Source organism: Legionella sp. 39-23 (assembly GCF_001897665.1).
Classification (GTDB): domain Bacteria; phylum Pseudomonadota; class Gammaproteobacteria; order Legionellales; family Legionellaceae; genus Legionella; species Legionella steelei.
The window spans coordinates 175,772-193,657 of the sequence record NZ_MKTO01000038.1 but is presented as its reverse complement, the minus strand read 5'-3'; the positions used below and the strand labels follow the sequence as shown (position 1 = coordinate 193,657).

Sequence of the window (17,886 nt, the reverse complement as noted above, 5' to 3'; positions counted from 1 at the left end):
AATGCACTCAATATTTATAGGCAATGTGCAAGGCAACTATGCCTCCACTGAGATTGTCATAGTGGCAGTCTTCAAATCCCGCACACTCAATCATTTCCTTTAGTTTCGTCTGATCTGGATGCATGCGTATGGATTCAGCAAGGTATTGATAACTGGATTTGTCCTGCGCAATAAATGCTCCTATTTTAGGTAAAATATTAAACGAATACCAGTCATAAATTGGTTTTAAGCCAGGAAATGTCGGCGTGGAAAATTCAAGAATCATCACTTTCCCGCCGGGCTTGCATACACGATACATGGAGCGCAGGGCTTCTTCTTTATCGGTGACGTTTCGCAAACCAAAACCCATGGTAATACAATGAAAACTATTATCAGCAAAAGGAAGGCATTGGGCATTACCTTGTACGTAATCAATATTTTTGTATAACCCTTCGTCCAATAAACGATCACGCCCTACATGCAGCATGGCCGAATTAATGTCTGTAAGAACAACACGGCCTGTTTCCCCAACTTTCTTGCATAATAATCGTGTCAAATCGCCACTTCCCCCTGCTAAGTCTAAGACAGACTGGCCTGGATGTACTTGGCTTAAGGCAACAGTATAACGTTTCCATAGATGATGAATTCCTAAAGACATTAAGTCATTCATCACATCATAGTTTTTTGCTACAGAATGAAAAACTTCAGCTACTTTTTTCTCTTTTTCACCCCAGGAAACCGTAGAGTAACCAAAATGGGTTGTTTTTTCTTTATCAGTCATACAGAGAGCATAGATTTGTTATTTAATGCACCATATTAACTGATCTTTACTAAGATACCCAGCCCTGTGTCGTTTTTGACGTGGAAAAAAGTGTGAATTGAATGTCACAGAACATGGACAGTATATTTCTATTTTGATAATCAATAAAAAATATCTAAAATTAAATATATTTTTATTGATAAACAATAGCTATTGGTTATAATTCTTGCTAATTATTACTTACAGGATATTGACCATGCAAAAAATAAAAAACACAAGCCATGTACTTTATTTATTATTTCGTACTCTTTGTTGGCTTATTCCATTAGCGACCACATTCTTGATCCTCTTAAAATTTGATTGGATGTGTCATATAGGGGCTTGGTCTTCGGTGATTTCTGCTGAACAAATTCGTGATCCGGCTCATTTTTCTTGGCTGCATCGCTGTATCCTGTTGGCCATTGAATGGATGCCGATGACCATTACAATTTTAATTTGCCATAAGCTGGCTAAATTATTCAGACTTTTTGAACAAGGATATTTATTTGAAGAGGAAAATATCAAGCTGATTAAACATGTAAGTATTTATATGATTGTGGGTGAACTGGTGCAGTTGTTTTATCAGCCATTAATGACCGCAGCACTCACCTTTACTAATCCTAAAGGAGAACGTTTTGCTAGTATTACCTTGAACTCAGCAAATGCATCCACTTTAATTACGGCGTTTATTATTTTGGTGGCCTCCTGGATTATTCAAGAAGCCCATCAACTAAAATCTGAAACGCAATTAACAATCTAAGGAAGGTACTCGTGTCTATTATTGTTAATTTGGATGTGATGATGGCAAAGCGCAAGTGCAGGCTGAAGGAACTGGCTGAGGCAATAGGCATTACTGAAGCGAATTTGTCTATTTTAAAAAATGGTAAAGCGAAAGCGATACGCTTTGCAACACTGGAGGCGATTTGTGCTTATCTAAATTGTCAGCCTGGAGATATCCTTGAATATCAAATGGAGCAGCACGATGACATCCGGTAGCCGGTTGCTTGCAACCGGGAATGGAGTCATCTCTTCTTAATGGCTGAATTATTCAATCCTGGTTGCAAGCAACCAAGCTACAATGTGGTGATAAGTAAACTAACTCAAAGGCTTGCTAATGCTTGTAGGTAATGAATTTCATTGGGAGGAATATTATTTTTTTGCGCAAGCCACATGCATTCGGCTAATTGCTCCATCATTAAATGTTCTACTTCTAAAGAATCATTATATTTTTTGATTAAATTTTTATAGATGTCGTGAATGCCGGCAGGTCGATCAGTAACTATTTGTTCTCTGATTGCAAGATGAAGTCCCATATGCAGGAATGGATTGGGGGCTCCTGATTCTGGGAAATAAGATTGTTGCTGAAATTTTTCCTGATTTTCTAGTATCTTATGGTATTCAGGATGGGCTAATATCACTTGTACAATCTCATTTTCTAAAGGTGACAACAATTTTTTATGTTGGTATTTTTCCCAACTGGAAAAAAACATTTGTCGCGTTTCTTGGATGGTATCGCCGTAAAACATGTATTGCTCATATTCATGAAAGCTTGAGTTTAACTGAAGTGAGTTGGAACAACAATGGGATCTCTTTATAAACGCGACTGCCTTATTGATGCGGCGCGTGCGCACAATCCAGTCATTCTTACGCTCTTCCAGGCACTTCACTTGCTGGTTGACATGGATAAGGGGTTATGAGATATTCACGCTGCGAGGTTGGACTTGCTATGTGTCATTCCACTGGGTCAATTGGCGACACACTGATTGGCCCTTTCTACTAAATCGATTTTCCAATCATCTCTGAAATTAAGCTTAAACAATCTGTACCCAGTTTAATCCCTATCAAGGCCATTAATACACCACTAAGTAGCTCAATTCCTTTCCACACATTCGCTTTAGTTAATACATCTGAAAAATATCGCGCGGTAAATGTTAATGAACTAAACCAAATAAAACTTGAAGTAAGCACACCTAATAAGAAAATATGTTCCTGATGGGGGTATCCACTACTGCCGCCACCAATAATGACTAGAGAATCAATAATCGCATGGGGATTCAGTATACTAAACCCTAAAGCGAGGAGAATGATTTGAGCTCTGGTACGTGGTTGATAGGTGCTTTCTGTATTTTTTTCTGACTTTGAAAATGCATTGGTTAACGCTTTTGCAGAATAAAAAAGTAAAAATCCTGTACCTAGCAGCATCATCCAGATTTGTAGAACGGGACGTACGAGCAACAATTCATGCAAGCCGGCAATACTCGAACAAATTAAAATTAAATCACAGATAAAGCATATGACAGCGGAAAGAATGGCGTGATTTTTTAGGGCGCCTTGTTTAATCAAAAAGACGTTTTGCGGCCCTAGAGCGATAATTAAGGATAAACCTAAAAGCAAACCATCAAGATAAACAAACATAATCACAATATAAAAATAATTAAAGATAGCGATTATAACATTGCAACTTATGCGTTGTGGAGTATAAAATGCGACGATTACTCTATCTCCGCAAGAGAAGCGTACAAAATAAGAACAAATAGGAGGGGGCGTGGGCTCTTTGTTACTAAGAAGGCTAATTGTCACAACTTTGACAGTGCTTGGCATGGCGGGTCAATTATTACATGCAGAAAATGCTGCACCTGCTCAAGAGAAATTACAAGTTCATGATGGATATTATCCGGTTTATCCACCAACTGCCCCAGCTACGGGCGAACAGCAAGATTTAATTCAGCGTGGAGAATACTTATCAAAGGTAGGCGATTGTATTTCCTGTCATACTAATGTTAAAGCAGGCACTCCCGCTTATGCAGGTGGACTTCCTATCGAAACTCCTTTCGGGACATTTTATAGCCCTAATATTACTCCGGATAAAGAAACTGGGATCGGTAACTGGACGGAGAAAGATTTTATCCGTGCGGTTAAAGAAGGCCGTGATCCTAAAGGTAGAAACTATTTTCCAGTATTCCCTTATATTTATTTTTCTAAAATTTCGGATGAAGACGCGCGTGCTCTATACGCGTATTTTATGAGCTTGCCTCCGGTTAATTTAAAGAACAAATCATTACCGTTCCCCTTTAATGTACCAGGAGCTCGCTTTTCTCTTTGGGGATGGAACTTATTATTCTTCTTCCCTGAAGGACATGGGTTTCAATATGAAAAAGGCAGGTCTCCCGAGTGGAATCGTGGCAAATACATTGTTGATGGTTTAGGCCATTGCAGTATGTGTCATACCCCTTTAAATCCATTTGGTGCGCCAAAGAACAAATATTATCTAACGGGTGGCTTTATTAATGGGTATTGGGCACCAAACATTACCAAGTATGGATTAGAAACCGCAACGCATGAACAAGTTGCTGATGTGTTTAAATTAGATAAACTGATAAATAATGCGGGTCCAGTGGCTGGTCCTATGTCTGAAGTAAATCATAACAGCATGATGTATTTAACTGATGCGGATAGGATGGCTGTTGCTACGTATCTTAAAACGGTAGTGAGTGAAGAACCTTTAGGCTTACCTGGCTCATCTGAGCGGCCTTCGCTCGATCGAGGAAAACAAGTTTATTTCACCGCTTGTGTTATTTGTCACCAAGAAGGTGTGATGGGTGCTCCCTTAATGGGGAATGCCGCGGGTTGGTATGAGCGATTAAAATCAAGTGGTTTAACGGGATTATATCACCATGCAATTAGTGGATTTAACTCAATGCCGGTAAAGGGTGCTTGTGTGACCTGCTCCGATAATGACATTATTTCTGCTGTTGATTACCTATTAAACGAGTCATTGACGCGTACTGAGTTAGAAAATCTTAAGTCAGGCGGTACCGAGAAATATCCTGCAAGCGGAGAAGCTGTTTACAACGACAATTGTGCTGTTTGTCATAACGAAGGGAAAAACGGTGCGCCTAAAATTGGCGATAAAGACGCGTGGAAACCCTTACTTGCAAAAAATATGGATGTACTGATTGAGAATACTGTACGCGGAAAAGGTCATCCGAAAAACGGAGGCTGCAAGCAATGTACTACGAATGAAGTCATTGAAGCGGTGAAGTATATGGTCAGTAAATCTAAAACCGAAGGAAACTACTCGTTGTGGTAGTGTAGTATCAAAGCCCCTCTCCAGCCGTGAGGGGCACAAATTAAAAACGTATAAACACTAAATTGAAGCTAGGTAGTCTAGCTATTGACAAGGCGAGGAATGGGGATGTTAAACAGGTTGAAGATCTGTAGATTATTAACAATACTTGGTGCCTGGGTTGCGAGCCAACCAATATTCGCTGCTGCGGATTTCTGGCAGTTAAATATGTACGAAGGGGTAACACCAATCAGTCGGGATGCGTACTATCTGCACATGGTTTGTATGGCAGTATGTGCCATTATCGGGATTGTTGTCTTCGGTGTGATGATTTATTCCATGATCCACCATCGAAAATCCAAAGGTTATAAGGCGGCAACATTTCATGATAATCCTCGATTAGAAATAGTCTGGTCGCTTATTCCTTTCTTGATTCTCGTTGGACTTGCAGTACCTGCAACACGTGTTTTAATCCGCATGGATGATACAAGACAATCAGAAATAACTGTAAAAGTAGTTGGTTATCAATGGCGATGGCAGTATGAGTATCTGGATCAGGGAATAAGCTTTTTTAGTACCTTATCTACACCTTTTGCCCAAATTCAAAATAAAGAGGAAAAGAGCGAATGGTACTTATTGGAAGTAGATAAGCCATTGGTTTTACCAGTGAATAAGAAAATTCGCTTTTTGGTTACTTCAAATGATGTGGTCCATTCATGGTGGGTACCTGAATTGGGTATTAAACGCGATGCGATACCCGGCTTCATGTATGAGGCATGGGCTACAATACAAAAACCAGGAACCTATAGAGGCCAGTGTGCTGAACTTTGTGGTGTCAACCATGGATTTATGCCCATAGTTGTTGAAGCAGTAAGCCAGGAAGATTTTGATAAATGGGTTGCTGCACAAACCAAATCACAAGATCAATACGATAAAGCAGAAGCGAATGCTGCCGCACAGAAAACAATGCCACGCGATCAGTTGCTTGCTCTTGGAAAACAAAGATATGAACAATTCTGTTCTCCATGTCATAGACCGGACGGAAAGGGTATTCCGCCAATGTATCCTGCACTCCGAGGCAGTTCGGTAGCAACGGGTCATCCTATTTCACGACATATAGATACAATACTACATGGTATTCCTGGCACGGCGATGCAGCCCTATAAGGATCAGCTTAACGATGAAGAAATCGCTGCGATTGCGACTTATGAGCGTAATGCCTGGGAAAATAATACTAATGACGTAATCCAAGCTGCGGAAGTTGCGGCACAACGTCAAAAAGCCAATCAACAACCAACCATGGTTAATAAAGTTCAAGCTGGAGGTTTGCAATGAGTAGTTATACATTAGCACACGATGAAAAACATGACGATCATGGTCCTGAACAAGGCAAGGGCGTCTTCGGATTTATAAAACGCTGGTTGTTTACTACAAACCACAAAGACATAGGTACACTTTATTTGTGGCTTGCAATGATCAGCTTCTTTTTAGCTGGCGGCATGGCGCTGCTTATTCGTGCAGAATTATTTCAGCCAGGCCATCGCTTTGTTGATCCTAACTTCTTTAACCAAATGACAACACTGCATGGCTTAATCATGTTATTCGGTGTGGTTATGCCGGCATTTACAGGAATGGCTAACTGGCAAATTCCTATGATGATTGGTGCTCCAGATATGGCTTTACCGCGGTTGAATAACTGGAGTTTCTGGATTTTACCATTTGCGTTTACATTATTATTGTCAACTACGTTTCATGCTGGAGGGGGCCCCAACTTTGGTTGGACTATGTATGCACCTCTATCTACCAAATACGCGCCGCCCAGTACCGATTTTATGATTTTCTCAATCCATATGATGGGTATTTCCTCTATTATGGGTTCAATCAATATTATCGCAACCATATTAAATTTACGTGCACCTGGTATGACTTTGATGAAGATGCCAATGTTCGTATGGACCTGGTTAATCACTGCCTTTTTATTGATTGCGATTATGCCCGTATTGGCTGGGGCAGTAACCATGATGTTGGCTGACCGCCATTTTGGTACCAGCTTCTTTGATGCTGCAGGTGGTGGTGATCCCATCCTCTTCCAACACGTATTTTGGTTTTTTGGACATCCCGAAGTATATGTTCTTGTACTCCCGGCGTTTGGTGTTATCTCCGAAGTGATTCCTACCTTTAGTCGTAAACCTTTGTTCGGCTACTATTTTATGGTTTATGCGACAGTCAGTATTGCTGTCTTGTCCTTTATTGTTTGGGCGCACCATATGTTTACAACTGGTATACCCTTGGGCGCGGAATTATTTTTTATGTATACCACGATGCTTATTGCGGTTCCCACAGGGATTAAAGTGTTTAACTGGGTAAGTACTATGTTCAGAGGCTCTATGACCTTTGAAACGCCAATGTTGTTCGCCTTAGCCTTCGTCTTTCTATTTACTATAGGAGGATTTACTGGTTTGATGTTGGCATTGGTACCTGCAGACTTCCAGTATCAGGATAGTTATTTCGTAGTGGCACATTTCCATTATGTGTTGGTTCCTGGCGTAATTTTCGCCTTATTTTCTGCAACATACTATTGGCTGCCCAAGTGGACAGGGCATATGTATAGTGAGTGCTTAGGTAAATGGCATTTTTGGTTATCTGTTATTTCGGTGAACGTGGCGTTTTTCCCCATGCACTTTTTAGGACTCGCCGGTATGCCAAGAAGGATTCCAGATTATGCTTTGCAATTTGCCAATTTTAACATGGTCTCTTCGGTCGGAGCCTTTATTTTTGGTTTTACGCAACTACTGTTTTTATATAATGTGATTGCTACGGTGAGAAAGAAAGGGACTAAAAAAGACCTTGCAGCTGGAAGAGCTTGGGAAGGTGCATATGGTTTAGAATGGACATTACCTTCTCCACCGCCATATCACACATTTACAACTCCACCCAAGTTGGATTTATAGGCTCGTTGTATGAAGAATGAGAAAGGCCATAAGAGGTTAATGGTTATTTTAGCTGGCCTTGTGCTAGGTATGTTCGCTTTTGGTTTTGCATTAGTGCCCATTTATAATAGTTTGTGTAAAACATTGGGCATTAATGGTAAAACAAATCCTGAGGCAGTAGCTTATGATGCAACTAAGGCCAAAGTTGATAAAAATAGAGAAATAACAGTCGAGTTTGTTGCTACAAATAATAGTGGTGTGCCATGGGCATTTTATCCTAAGACCCGCAAAATAAAGGTACATCCTGGCGAAATAGCAAAACTTGCATTTTATGCAGAAAATAAAACGGATCATCCGATGACAGTGCAAGCTGTACCCAGTGTTACTCCCGGTATTGCTGCTAAGTATCTGAAAAAAACCGAATGTTTTTGCTTTACTCGGCAATCGTTAAACGGACATGAAGCCATGAATATGCCGTTACTTTTTCATTTGGATACTGATTTACCCGAAAAAGTGCATACAGTGACATTGTCTTATACTTTATTTGATGTAACCGATAAAGGTTAGATGTAAGATTGCAAACTTTGCGTGGATAATCTGTCAAAGTCTATACGATAATGCAGAAAATCACTGTGACGTATTGGGCGGTTTGATTGGATTAGATTCTCTCCCTGAGAGCGTTTTAAAGATTATTGATACAGGAGATAAAAATATAATGGGAGCACATGGTACTTATTATGTCCCTAAGCCAAGCCATTGGCCTTTGGTTGCATCATGTGGGCTAACTACTATGCTTGTAGGTGCGGCATCTTGGCTTCACCATGATTGGTATGGGCCCTACATATTCACTATTGGCATGGGAATTATGATTTTCATGTTGTTTGGTTGGTTCGGCCAGGTAATTTATGAGAACTCAAAAGGAGTCTATGACCTACAGGTTGACCGCTCGTTTCGCTGGGGTATGTGCTGGTTTATTTTTTCTGAGATTTGTTTTTTCGGTGCATTTTTTGGCGCTTTGTTTTATACCCGATTTTGGGTTGTCCCTCTTATAGGTGGCCATGTACATCCAATAACTCACTTTACTTTATGGCCAGATTTTATTTCTACTTGGCCTTTATTAGATAACCCAAGCAATAAAGTTTTTGCTGGAGCTGAGGAAGCAATGGGCGCTTGGGGCTTAGCAGCAGTGAACACGCTTATTTTATTAACCTCGGGGGTTACTATCACCTGGGCACATTGGGCTTTAAAATTACAAAAGCAAAAGCAATTAATTATTGGAATGGTTTTAACTATTGCTCTAGGTATCACGTTTTTGATCTTGCAAGGTTATGAATACCATGAAGCTTATACTAAGATGAATTTGACTTTATCTGCAGGTATTTATGGGACGACTTTTTTCATGCTCACTGGATTTCACGGTCTCCACGTTACCTTAGGTACGATCATGTTGATTGTTATCACGGTTCGCTGCAAGTTGGGCCATTTTACCCCAGAACGGCATTTTGCATTCGAAGGTGTCGCTTGGTACTGGCACTTTGTGGATGTGGTTTGGCTATTCTTGTTTGTTTTTGTTTACTGGCTATAAGAATCGATATTTTTCCGAGCTACGTACCGTGCTTTATGCACGGTACTCAATCGAGACTGGGCCGTTAAAACCCCTAGTCGTCAAACTACGAAATTAAATCAAAAGCAGGCGGGCTCTTGACCCAACGGCCCGTGAGCGGTCCTTTTTAACAATCCCGCTTACATTTTTTTGCTATTTTTGACCGTGATACCATGAATAAGCTACTCACAGCCAGGTGCTGCCGCATTAACTAGCCTTCTTCAAAAAAACAACTTTAAGATTAAATTTAGAGCCGAGTATTAATTAACAGGCCAGGTTGAAATTGGATTTCTTGGATAGATAATTGATAAGTAAAAAAAGAGTGAGCAAATTTGATTTCCTCAATAATTGCTTGGCCACGAAAGTGCTTGGCAAAAAAGGAAACCTCAATGTCTTTTTCAATATATTCATCACATTTTAGCTCTAATTTTTTATCAGACAAACTAAGCAGTTGGCCTACAAATTCATCTTCGCCAATTTTCATTAGAATGTAAACGGGTTGAACAGGCTGTATTAACATTGCAGTCTCCGAGCAATACAACCAGCTTATATCTATAAGTGTAGCTTAATATAAATTTCTTTTTTAATTCGCGGTGATAAAGTATTCGTGCCAAACTCAATTACTAGACTATTTAAAATCAAGCTTTGTCTACACTGCTGCACTGAGAGGAGGGATAACCTAGGTCACACTAGGTTATCGTGCTGATAAGAATAACAAAATTATTGTTGTGTGCGACTTAATTGATCGATGATAAGCTGCAAACGATGTTCATTCTCATAGTGAATGACTAACGAACCTTTGCCTGCTTTTCCTGGTTTAAGCTTAATCGCGGTTTGCAAATGTTGCTCCAGACTACTCAACTGATCGTGATATGTATGGGAATGGTCTATATGTGGTTGTTGCTCTTTTATTTTTCCAGATTTAATACGTTCAACTAACTTTTCCGTTTCCCGTACAGATAGATTTTTCGCAACAATTAGCTGAGCAACTTGATTTTGTTGTTCTTCATCTAACATTAACAAGGCGCGTGCATGTCCCATATCGAGATCACCATGCTCTAAAAGTTTTTTAACACCAGCTGATAAAGCCAATAATCGCAAGTAATTACTGACTGCAGTTCTAGACTTACACAAAAGATCCGCAACTTGTTGATGCGTTAAAGAAAACTCATGAGTCAGTCTATGCATCGCGCGTGCTTGATCCATTGCATTGAGATCTTCACGTTGCAAATTTTCAACTAAAGCCATGGCCATAGCTGTTTCATCATCAACTTGTTTTAAAATAACAGGAACTTCCGTAAGTCCTGCTAGTTGGCTGGCACGCCAACGACGTTCACCCGCGATAATTTCATAGAGACCGCTACTCAACTCGCGAACTAACAGAGGCTGCAGCAAACCCTGTTTCTTAATAGATTGAGCAAGCTCCATCAGCGAGGCTTCTTCCATTTCACCACGGGGTTGGTATTTCCCTGGTTGCAAACAATCCACTGAAAGCTTCAGACTTTCAGCTTGTGGCTTCTCATTTAAAAGAGCGCTACTTGATTGGCTCAATAAAGCGGATAAATTACGTCCTAAACTACTACGTTTTACTGTCATAAATTACCCCATTTAACCTACTACAGTCTGTTTATTAATTAACTCGGAAGCAAGGACCATGTAGGCTGCTGCACCGGGTGATGTTTTATCATATTGTAAGGCTGGCAACCCATGGCTCGGTGCTTCAGCAAGTCTGACATTACGTGGTACGACGGTTCTATAAACTTTAGTTGGAAAGTGTTCCATGAGCTGTTTTGATACTTCAGAACACAATCGATTACGCGCATCGTACATGGTTCGTAGTACGCCCTCAAGATGCAAACGTGGATTTACTGATGCTTTAACTTGTTCAATGGTTGAAAGCAAAGCCGCCAAGCCTTCCAATGCGTAGTATTCACATTGCATAGGGATAAGTACCGAGTCAGCCGCTACAAAAGCATTGATTGTTAGCGTATTTAGGGCTGGTGGGCAATCGATTAAGACAAAGTCATAATTATTTTGAATCAGCTGTAATGCTTTATACAAAAATGTTTCACGATGATTGCGCTCCATGAGACTCACTTCCGCAACGGTTAAATCATCGTTTCCAGGAATTAGATCATAACCGCATGTAGTGGAAAGACACGCTTGTTCGGCAAGGCAATCATGTAATAAAACATCATTGGTCGTATGTACCAGCTGACTTTTATCAACACCACTACCCATGGTTGCATTACCTTGCGGGTCCAGGTCAATCAGTAAAACCTGTTGTCGATTTGCTGCTAAAGAAGCAGCTAAATTAATAGCAGTAGTAGTTTTGCCTACGCCACCTTTTTGGTTGGCAATGGCTATAACTTTTGCCATGATTTATTCCTTGGTTAAACCTGAATTAGCGGCAAACTAGAGCTTACTTTCTACTATCTTGGCCAAACTACCGGATTTTTGTGCTTCAATACTCACATACTTCGTGTATGCAGCGTTTCGATGCTCGAAAATTGGGGCCATTTTGGCTCGAGAGAGTTAATGTAAACCTAGTCCCACTTTATTCTTAGGTTAATTTTCAATAATGACGCAACAGCGCTCGCCTTCAACCCCTGCGACAGTATAGTGCTGCACTGTGCAGTTTTGCTTTATCTCATTTAATTCTGTATCAGGAGAACGCCCTTTCATTGCTAACCAGATTCCTTCATTAGCAATAAGATGTTGCGTCCACTGAATCATTTGTTCAAGGCTACTAAAAGCTCGACTTAATACTGTATCAAAACCTTGAGTTGGGTGGTAGTTTTCGACTCTAAATTGTACAACTTCAACATTTTTTAAATTGAGCTGTCGTTTTACTTCCTGTAGGAAACGTGTTTTTTTTCCGTTAGAGTCCAATAAAACAAAATTAAGCTCGGGTCTGGCCAAAGCAAGGGGAATACCTGGTAAACCTGGGCCGGTTCCTACATCAATAATTTGCGTACCTTTAAGCCAAGGTAAAATCGCCAAACTATCCAATATATGCTTACCCACCATAGATTCAAGATCACGAATTGCAGTGAGATTATAAGCCAAATTCCACTTATTAAGTAAGACTAAATAATCAGCTAAAGAGGCTGTAAGTGCCTGCAAATCAAATTGCTGCAAGCCTTCTTCAAGCTGTGATTGTATTTTTGCTCTAGATTCCTTCATACCTCAATTCGCTGTTTTTTTAAATGGACTAAAAGGAGCGACAAGGCAGCAGGAGTAACACCCGAAATACGTCCAGCCTGAGCCAAAGTGGCAGGTCTTATTTTTGTTAGTTTTTGGATAACTTCATTCGATAATCCAGTCACTTCGCTGTAATCTAACGACTCAGGTAACACGGTGTTTTCATGTTTACGCATTTTTTCTATATCGAGTTGTTGTCGTTCAATATACCCTGCATATTTGTTTTGAATTTCTATCTGTTCACTAACCTCAGCGGATAATTCAGGTAAGTTTAAATCATCGAGCATTAATAAATGTTGATAATTGATTTCAGGACGCTTAAGAAACTCCGAGGCTCTATGGTCATGCTGCATCGGATTGTGCAGGACATCTTTTAAAGGCTCATTATGCCCTACACGAACCCAAGTTTGATGTAACAATGCTTGTGTGGATTCTATGGCTTCAGTTTTGCTAGAGAAATGTTGCCAACGCTCTTCACCGACTAAACCTAACTCTCGGCCTTTAGCCGTTAAGCGTAAATCCGCATTGTCTTCACGTAAAAGTAGGCGATATTCGGCACGAGAAGTAAACATTCTATAAGGTTCTTGGGTACCACAGGTGATGAGATCATCAATCAACACCCCTATATACGCTTCATCACGTCGGGGACACCAAAGTTCTTTTTCCTGAACCTGAAGGGCAGCATTCATTCCGGCAATGATTCCTTGTGCGGCAGCTTCTTCATAGCCGGTGGTACCATTGATTTGGCCTGCGAAAAATAAATTGGGAATTGGTTTCGTCTGCAAGAATGAGGTTAATCCACGAGGGTCAAAATAATCATATTCAATGGCATACCCTGGGCGTGTGATATGGGCATGCTCAAAACCTTTAATCGTACGCACAAATTGAACTTGAACTTCAAAGGGAAGACTTGTAGAAATACCATTAGGATAGATTTCTTCGGTGGTTAACCCTTCAGGCTCGACAAAGATTTGATGCGATAGTTTATCCGCAAAACGAACAATTTTATCCTCAATAGAAGGGCAATAACGAGGACCTACACCTTCAATAACCCCTGCGTACATGGGAGATTGATGCAGATTATTGCGAATAATATCGTGTGTGGCTTCTGTTGTATGGGTAATATGGCAAGACACTTGTTGTGGATGATCACTGACATGTCCCATATATGAAAAAACAGGGATGGGCGTATCACCTGGTTGCTCTGTCATTTGGCTGTAATCTAAAGAACGGCGATCAATTCGTGGTGGCGTCCCCGTTTTTAAGCGGCCAACTGGTAAATCAAGATCACGCAAGCTTTTTGCTAAAGCAATCGCAGGGGGATCACCTGCTCGACCGCCAGCATATTGGCTCATGCCTACGTGAATTTTACCTCCCAAAAAGGTGCCAACAGTTAATACCACCGCACGAGCTTTTAAGGTAAGGCCCATTTGTGTAACCACAGCTGTTACTCGACCACCTTCGATCAGTAAATCATCAACTGCTTGCTGAAATAGAGTTAGATTTTCTTGGGTTTGCAGTTGCTCTCTGATGGCTTGACGATAAAGCACACGGTCAGCTTGTGCACGAGTAGCACGCACGGCGGGTCCCTTGGAGGCATTAAGCGTTCGAAATTGAATTCCTGCTCTATCAGCTGCTTTTGCCATCGCTCCATCTAAGGCATCAATCTCTTTGACCAAGTGTCCTTTTCCTATTCCACCTATGGCAGGATTACACGACATTTGCCCGAGCAAATCCATGTTATGAGTCAGTAATAATGTTTGCGCACCCATTCGTGCTGCTACAAGAGCCGCTTCTGTGCCCGCATGCCCGCCACCTACAACAATAACATCATATATTTTTTCAAGATTCATGACTGATCAATATTTGTGTAACAAAAAGAGGAATTATACACTTTTTTATTAATTGTCCCAATATTAAGAGTATTTGTCCGCGTTTCTAATTAAAAAGGCTAAAACGATTTACCCTTGGACATGTTGAATGTTAACGATTCTTTTCCTGTTCAGCCTTATATCATAATTAATTGGTATAATGTAAAAGGGTGGAGCAATTTTTATTGAGGAAGCAATGTTCTTTAAAACTGATATTGAAACATTTGAACATCTGGAAGCAGATTCCGTAGAACAATTAAGGAAAAAGTTAAAGGTTATGAAAGGCATTAAAGCATCAAAAAAGTCGATTGCTTTAGCCATATTACGCATGCTTCCATTTGCAAGTAAATTCATTGATTCCCTAGGGGGCGCTGGTGGCGCGATTAATCGTTTGGTCGAGGTTAAAGGCCTTGTAAATAATGCGACAACTGCAGCAGCTGAAAGTTTTCAAATTATTAAATTACTGACAAGTACCACGGATTTTATTGTGATCCCAATTATTTATTTTGGTGCTTATATAACCAATCAAAAAGTGCCTTTCACTTTGTCGCGTAATGCACGCTTTGTGTATGCAACAGTTCTTTTGGGCCTTGCAATAACTGCTTTGGCTTTCCCTCCTTCCGCGCCTATTATTGCTTTGGTGACCGCACTTGGTGCATTGGGTTTGAGTGTAATTACTTTGGCCAAACTTTATTATAAACGTTATGAAGTTGAAGAGCAGTTGACAAAAATAAAGAGGGAAATTGAGGGACAAAAAAATCTGGTGGATTATTTAATTGACCATTTAGAACAATTAGAAGCAGACGCCAAAAAGGCCAAGGAAGACGGAAAAATAGAAGAGTACCAAGCCTTAATATCTAAAATCGAAAGTGAAAGAAATGACATTAAAGGCCAGTTAAATTCTTTACAAGAATTATATAATAATCAAGTAAGTTGCGAACAAAAACTAGCAAAGTTGGGTACAACGGCTGTGTTGGATAAATCAGTAGCTATCGCTTTTGCCTCTCTGGCACTCATTGGTACAGTGGTCAGCCTCATAGCTCCTCCAGTAGGGGTTGCAATACTCGCGGTAACCGCTTCTTTGGCAGTTGCTTATACGATTGGCCGACTTATCTATCCTGCACTGAAGTTTCTTGTAAATAAAATAGCCAATTATGTCACAAGAAAATCTGAATCTGCTCAAGAAGATAGCGAGGGTTTAGGAGAGAAAGATGCCCTGAGTGAATCAGAGTCCGAATCTGAAAGTTCGGCCCAGAGAATTAAAAAAGATATGCCTGATATAATGAAAGTGGCGAACCGATTAAAAGACACAGTAGCGGGTGACCCTAATATCCCTCAAGAGACCCAAACAGAACAAGCCACTCAAAAGCTTATTCTCCAAAAAAGAAGCTCTAAAAAAAATAAAGAAGATGTAGAACAGGATGAGCGGGAGGATGAATATCCAAAAATTTAATACAATGAAATGAGTTACCGTCATCCTAAGGTGTTTACGACGGAGGATCTCCTGATTTGAGCACCCATTTTGTTTGTCATGATAAACATACAGCACGGGTAGGCTGGGTTGTTACGCCTGAGGTATCCTCACCTTGGATCCCCTCTCCACCGCGCCTGCGTAGGGGAGAGGGTTAGGGTGAGGGAGATTTTTGCTATGTGTTGCAAATCAAGCCGGATTAATAGGCGGTAGGTTGTTCTTATCTTCTTTCTTATTGGTATTTTTTTTCATTTGCTGAATGCTACGCCACAATTCATCCCCACGCCACAAGGTTTTTTCTTTGCTTTTGTATAATACTTGCGACAAAATTTGTATTTGTTTTTTAAACGGCACATCCGTAGTAAGACGGGTTAAATCCGTTAGATTTAATATGGGGGCATCGGGCCATTGCAAGCTTGCCCATTTTAATAATGCATCACGTGCGCGTTGAGGATTTCCTTGTGTGCAGGCTTTATGAAGTTCGTTTAATGCCGTTTTGTATTGACCTTTGCCAGTATTTTTATTACGTTTTTGCCAAGCCCATAGGGCTATAGTAAACAGCCAGGCACAAGCAAAAAGTGCTGCAACTATCCAGGCCCATGTGATTTGGGTTGGCGAAGTAGATTCACTCGTTAGCTGTGCGGGTTGGGCAGCATGTTCATTTTTGCGTACAGCAGGTTGTTTTGTGTCTGTCGCCGGGGCGGTGTTTGTGGATATTACTTCAAATGTTTTTGCAGGCAAGGAAGCTACTTCTTCTTTTCCTGTTTCGGTATTGAACCAAGGGAGTTTTAATTCCGGGATTGTTATTTTTCCTGCTTTATTGAATAAATAAGTCACTTTAATTTCAGTACGGCCAATCAATTCTCCCTGAGTTATCCGATTTTTATCTTTCCCTTTCTCTGGGTAAATACTAAGCCCATCTGTTTTAGCAAACTTGAGTGTGGGTAATAGTTGTGCGGGAATACCCACACCTTCAATAATTACAGTACGAATTAATGTGTTACCTTGATTAATGGTTTGATCCAAATGTTCATATTGTTCAAATAATTTAACGCCTTTAGCGGGCAACCATATTTTACTTGAATACTCTTTAGGTATTGGTTGTACATTAAGACTAATTGTTTTGGCCGTAGCTTGAACTCGTTCGGGGTTAAACTCATAGAGCAATGCGCTAAACACGGGTGGTTTAATTTTTAAAGCCCCACTTTTTTGAGGGAAAATGGCATAATTTTGTTCTTCGGCAATATAGGTCACTCCATTTTTTTGTATCTGAGAGCGTTTGTTCTCTCCCAAGGGAATCAGTAATGCATTTTCTACTTGTGGGTGTTGGTAATTATGGTCTAAAAAATTTTTGGAATAGTATAAAGTTACTTTATAAATAACTTGTTGATTTACGTAAGGATTTTTTTTATTAACTTGGGCTGTTAAATAAAGAGCCTGATTTTGCTGTGGGGTCGCAGAATTGTCACTGGGAGTACTTTGTGGCGCGGTACCTGGGCGTACATCAATAGTTAATGGTTTGGTATATTCTCCACCAATTCTAATCGCTGGGATTGTTAATTTGCCTTCTTTTTTTGGTTTTAATGTGACAGTCCATTCGCTAGATGATTGTGCTTGCCCATTGATAATTACATAATTCATGCTGCGTTCAGTGCCAAGAATCATGAAGTTCTTCTGCAATGGGCTCAGATCAGGAATTCCCCCGTTTTGTGCATTATCTTGAGTCAGGACTAATCTGAATGAATCATCAATACCGATTTGCGACGGATCAATCTGCACTTGTGCTTCAGCATAAACTAGAGTACTGAATAAATAAAAAAAACCAATAATTATTAATTTCTTCATTAATACCACCCACGTTCTCTTCGTAAATGATCACGTAAGAATTTCTCTCGCATTAATCCACCAGGATCATCTGGAATCAAACGTAACCACTGTTCTTTAGCTTGTTGCTTTTCCCGCT

General features: G+C 40.3%; 17 protein-coding genes. 8 read left to right on the top strand and 9 right to left on the bottom strand.

Annotated elements, in window-relative coordinates; translation table 11 throughout:
* Nucleotides 1-7: 7 nt before the first annotated feature.
* Nucleotides 8-760: a bifunctional demethylmenaquinone methyltransferase/2-methoxy-6-polyprenyl-1,4-benzoquinol methylase UbiE gene (ubiE, locus tag BGO44_RS14725; RefSeq protein WP_058511495.1), complete on the bottom strand. Its 753-nt coding sequence runs from the start codon at nt 758-760 to the stop codon at nt 8-10.
* 235 nt (nt 761-995) lie between these two features.
* Here ubiE and BGO44_RS14720 point away from each other — a divergent pair, with 235 nt between their 5' ends.
* Together BGO44_RS14720 and BGO44_RS14715 are read left to right on the top strand one after the other, a co-directional pair.
* Nucleotides 996-1,538 carry a DUF2975 domain-containing protein gene (locus tag BGO44_RS14720; protein WP_058511496.1) on the top strand — a complete coding sequence of 181 codons (543 nt, stop codon included), beginning with the start codon at nt 996-998 and terminating at the stop codon, nt 1,536-1,538.
* 11 nt (nt 1,539-1,549) lie between these two features.
* On the top strand, nt 1,550-1,774 hold the full coding sequence (locus BGO44_RS14715; protein ID WP_058511497.1) for a helix-turn-helix domain-containing protein: 225 nt from the start codon (nt 1,550-1,552) through the stop codon (nt 1,772-1,774).
* Nucleotides 1,775-1,878: 104 nt separating this feature from the next.
* Here BGO44_RS14715 and BGO44_RS14710 read toward each other — a convergent pair whose 3' ends face one another.
* Both BGO44_RS14710 and BGO44_RS14705 read right to left on the bottom strand, forming a co-directional pair.
* Complete coding sequence (locus BGO44_RS14710; protein WP_058511498.1) at nt 1,879-2,304, bottom strand: DUF1841 family protein; 426 nt, start codon at nt 2,302-2,304, stop codon at nt 1,879-1,881.
* 250 nt (nt 2,305-2,554) lie between these two features.
* Complete coding sequence (locus tag BGO44_RS14705) at nt 2,555-3,193, bottom strand: LysE/ArgO family amino acid transporter (RefSeq protein WP_273198715.1); 639 nt, start codon at nt 3,191-3,193, stop codon at nt 2,555-2,557.
* A 130-nt stretch (nt 3,194-3,323) separates the two neighbouring features.
* Between BGO44_RS14705 and BGO44_RS14700 the strand changes: the two genes are divergently transcribed.
* The 5 genes from BGO44_RS14700 to BGO44_RS14680 all read left to right on the top strand — a co-directional run bounded on the left by BGO44_RS14700 (nt 3,324) and on the right by BGO44_RS14680 (nt 9,359).
* Nucleotides 3,324-4,868 (top strand): c-type cytochrome, encoded by a 1,545-nt coding sequence (locus BGO44_RS14700; RefSeq protein WP_058511500.1) that lies wholly within the window; start codon nt 3,324-3,326, stop codon nt 4,866-4,868.
* A gap of 105 nt (nt 4,869-4,973) precedes the next feature.
* Nucleotides 4,974-6,179 (top strand): cytochrome c oxidase subunit II, encoded by a 1,206-nt coding sequence (gene coxB / locus BGO44_RS14695; RefSeq protein ID WP_273198716.1) that lies wholly within the window; start codon nt 4,974-4,976, stop codon nt 6,177-6,179.
* The gene (ctaD, locus tag BGO44_RS14690) at nt 6,176-7,795 is read left to right on the top strand and encodes a cytochrome c oxidase subunit I (RefSeq protein WP_058511501.1); all 1,620 of its coding nucleotides are present in this window, start codon (nt 6,176-6,178) and stop codon (nt 7,793-7,795) included. The genes coxB and ctaD overlap by 4 nt, the downstream gene beginning before the upstream one ends.
* Nucleotides 7,796-7,804: 9 nt before the next feature.
* Complete coding sequence (locus BGO44_RS14685; protein ID WP_058511502.1) at nt 7,805-8,341, top strand: cytochrome c oxidase assembly protein; 537 nt, start codon at nt 7,805-7,807, stop codon at nt 8,339-8,341.
* A gap of 148 nt (nt 8,342-8,489) precedes the next feature.
* A complete protein-coding gene (locus BGO44_RS14680; protein WP_273198718.1) occupies nt 8,490-9,359 on the top strand; it encodes a cytochrome c oxidase subunit 3 in 870 nt (289 codons plus the stop codon).
* A gap of 265 nt (nt 9,360-9,624) precedes the next feature.
* Here BGO44_RS14680 and BGO44_RS14675 read toward each other — a convergent pair whose 3' ends face one another.
* The 5 genes from BGO44_RS14675 to mnmG all read right to left on the bottom strand — a co-directional run bounded on the left by BGO44_RS14675 (nt 9,625) and on the right by mnmG (nt 14,434).
* On the bottom strand, nt 9,625-9,897 hold the full coding sequence (locus BGO44_RS14675) for a hypothetical protein (RefSeq protein WP_058511504.1): 273 nt from the start codon (nt 9,895-9,897) through the stop codon (nt 9,625-9,627).
* 200 nt (nt 9,898-10,097) lie between these two features.
* Entirely contained in the window at nt 10,098-10,973 is an 876-nt protein-coding gene (locus BGO44_RS14670) for a ParB/RepB/Spo0J family partition protein (RefSeq protein ID WP_273198719.1), read from the bottom strand.
* A 12-nt stretch (nt 10,974-10,985) separates the two neighbouring features.
* A complete protein-coding gene (locus BGO44_RS14665; RefSeq protein WP_058511506.1) occupies nt 10,986-11,756 on the bottom strand; it encodes a ParA family protein in 771 nt (256 codons plus the stop codon).
* 189 nt (nt 11,757-11,945) lie between these two features.
* Complete coding sequence (rsmG, locus tag BGO44_RS14660) at nt 11,946-12,563, bottom strand: 16S rRNA (guanine(527)-N(7))-methyltransferase RsmG (RefSeq protein ID WP_058511507.1); 618 nt, start codon at nt 12,561-12,563, stop codon at nt 11,946-11,948.
* The gene (mnmG, locus tag BGO44_RS14655) at nt 12,560-14,434 is read right to left on the bottom strand and encodes a tRNA uridine-5-carboxymethylaminomethyl(34) synthesis enzyme MnmG (protein ID WP_273198721.1); all 1,875 of its coding nucleotides are present in this window, start codon (nt 14,432-14,434) and stop codon (nt 12,560-12,562) included. Before mnmG ends, rsmG begins: the two co-directional genes overlap by 4 nt.
* Nucleotides 14,435-14,648: 214 nt before the next feature.
* Here mnmG and BGO44_RS14650 point away from each other — a divergent pair, with 214 nt between their 5' ends.
* On the top strand, nt 14,649-15,905 hold the full coding sequence (locus tag BGO44_RS14650; protein WP_273198722.1) for a hypothetical protein: 1,257 nt from the start codon (nt 14,649-14,651) through the stop codon (nt 15,903-15,905).
* Nucleotides 15,906-16,112: 207 nt separating this feature from the next.
* On the opposite strand, the gene BGO44_RS14645 is transcribed toward BGO44_RS14650, so the two are convergent.
* On the bottom strand, nt 16,113-17,768 hold the full coding sequence (locus BGO44_RS14645) for a protein BatD (protein ID WP_273198724.1): 1,656 nt from the start codon (nt 17,766-17,768) through the stop codon (nt 16,113-16,115).
* Nucleotides 17,769-17,886: the final 118 nt, after the last annotated feature.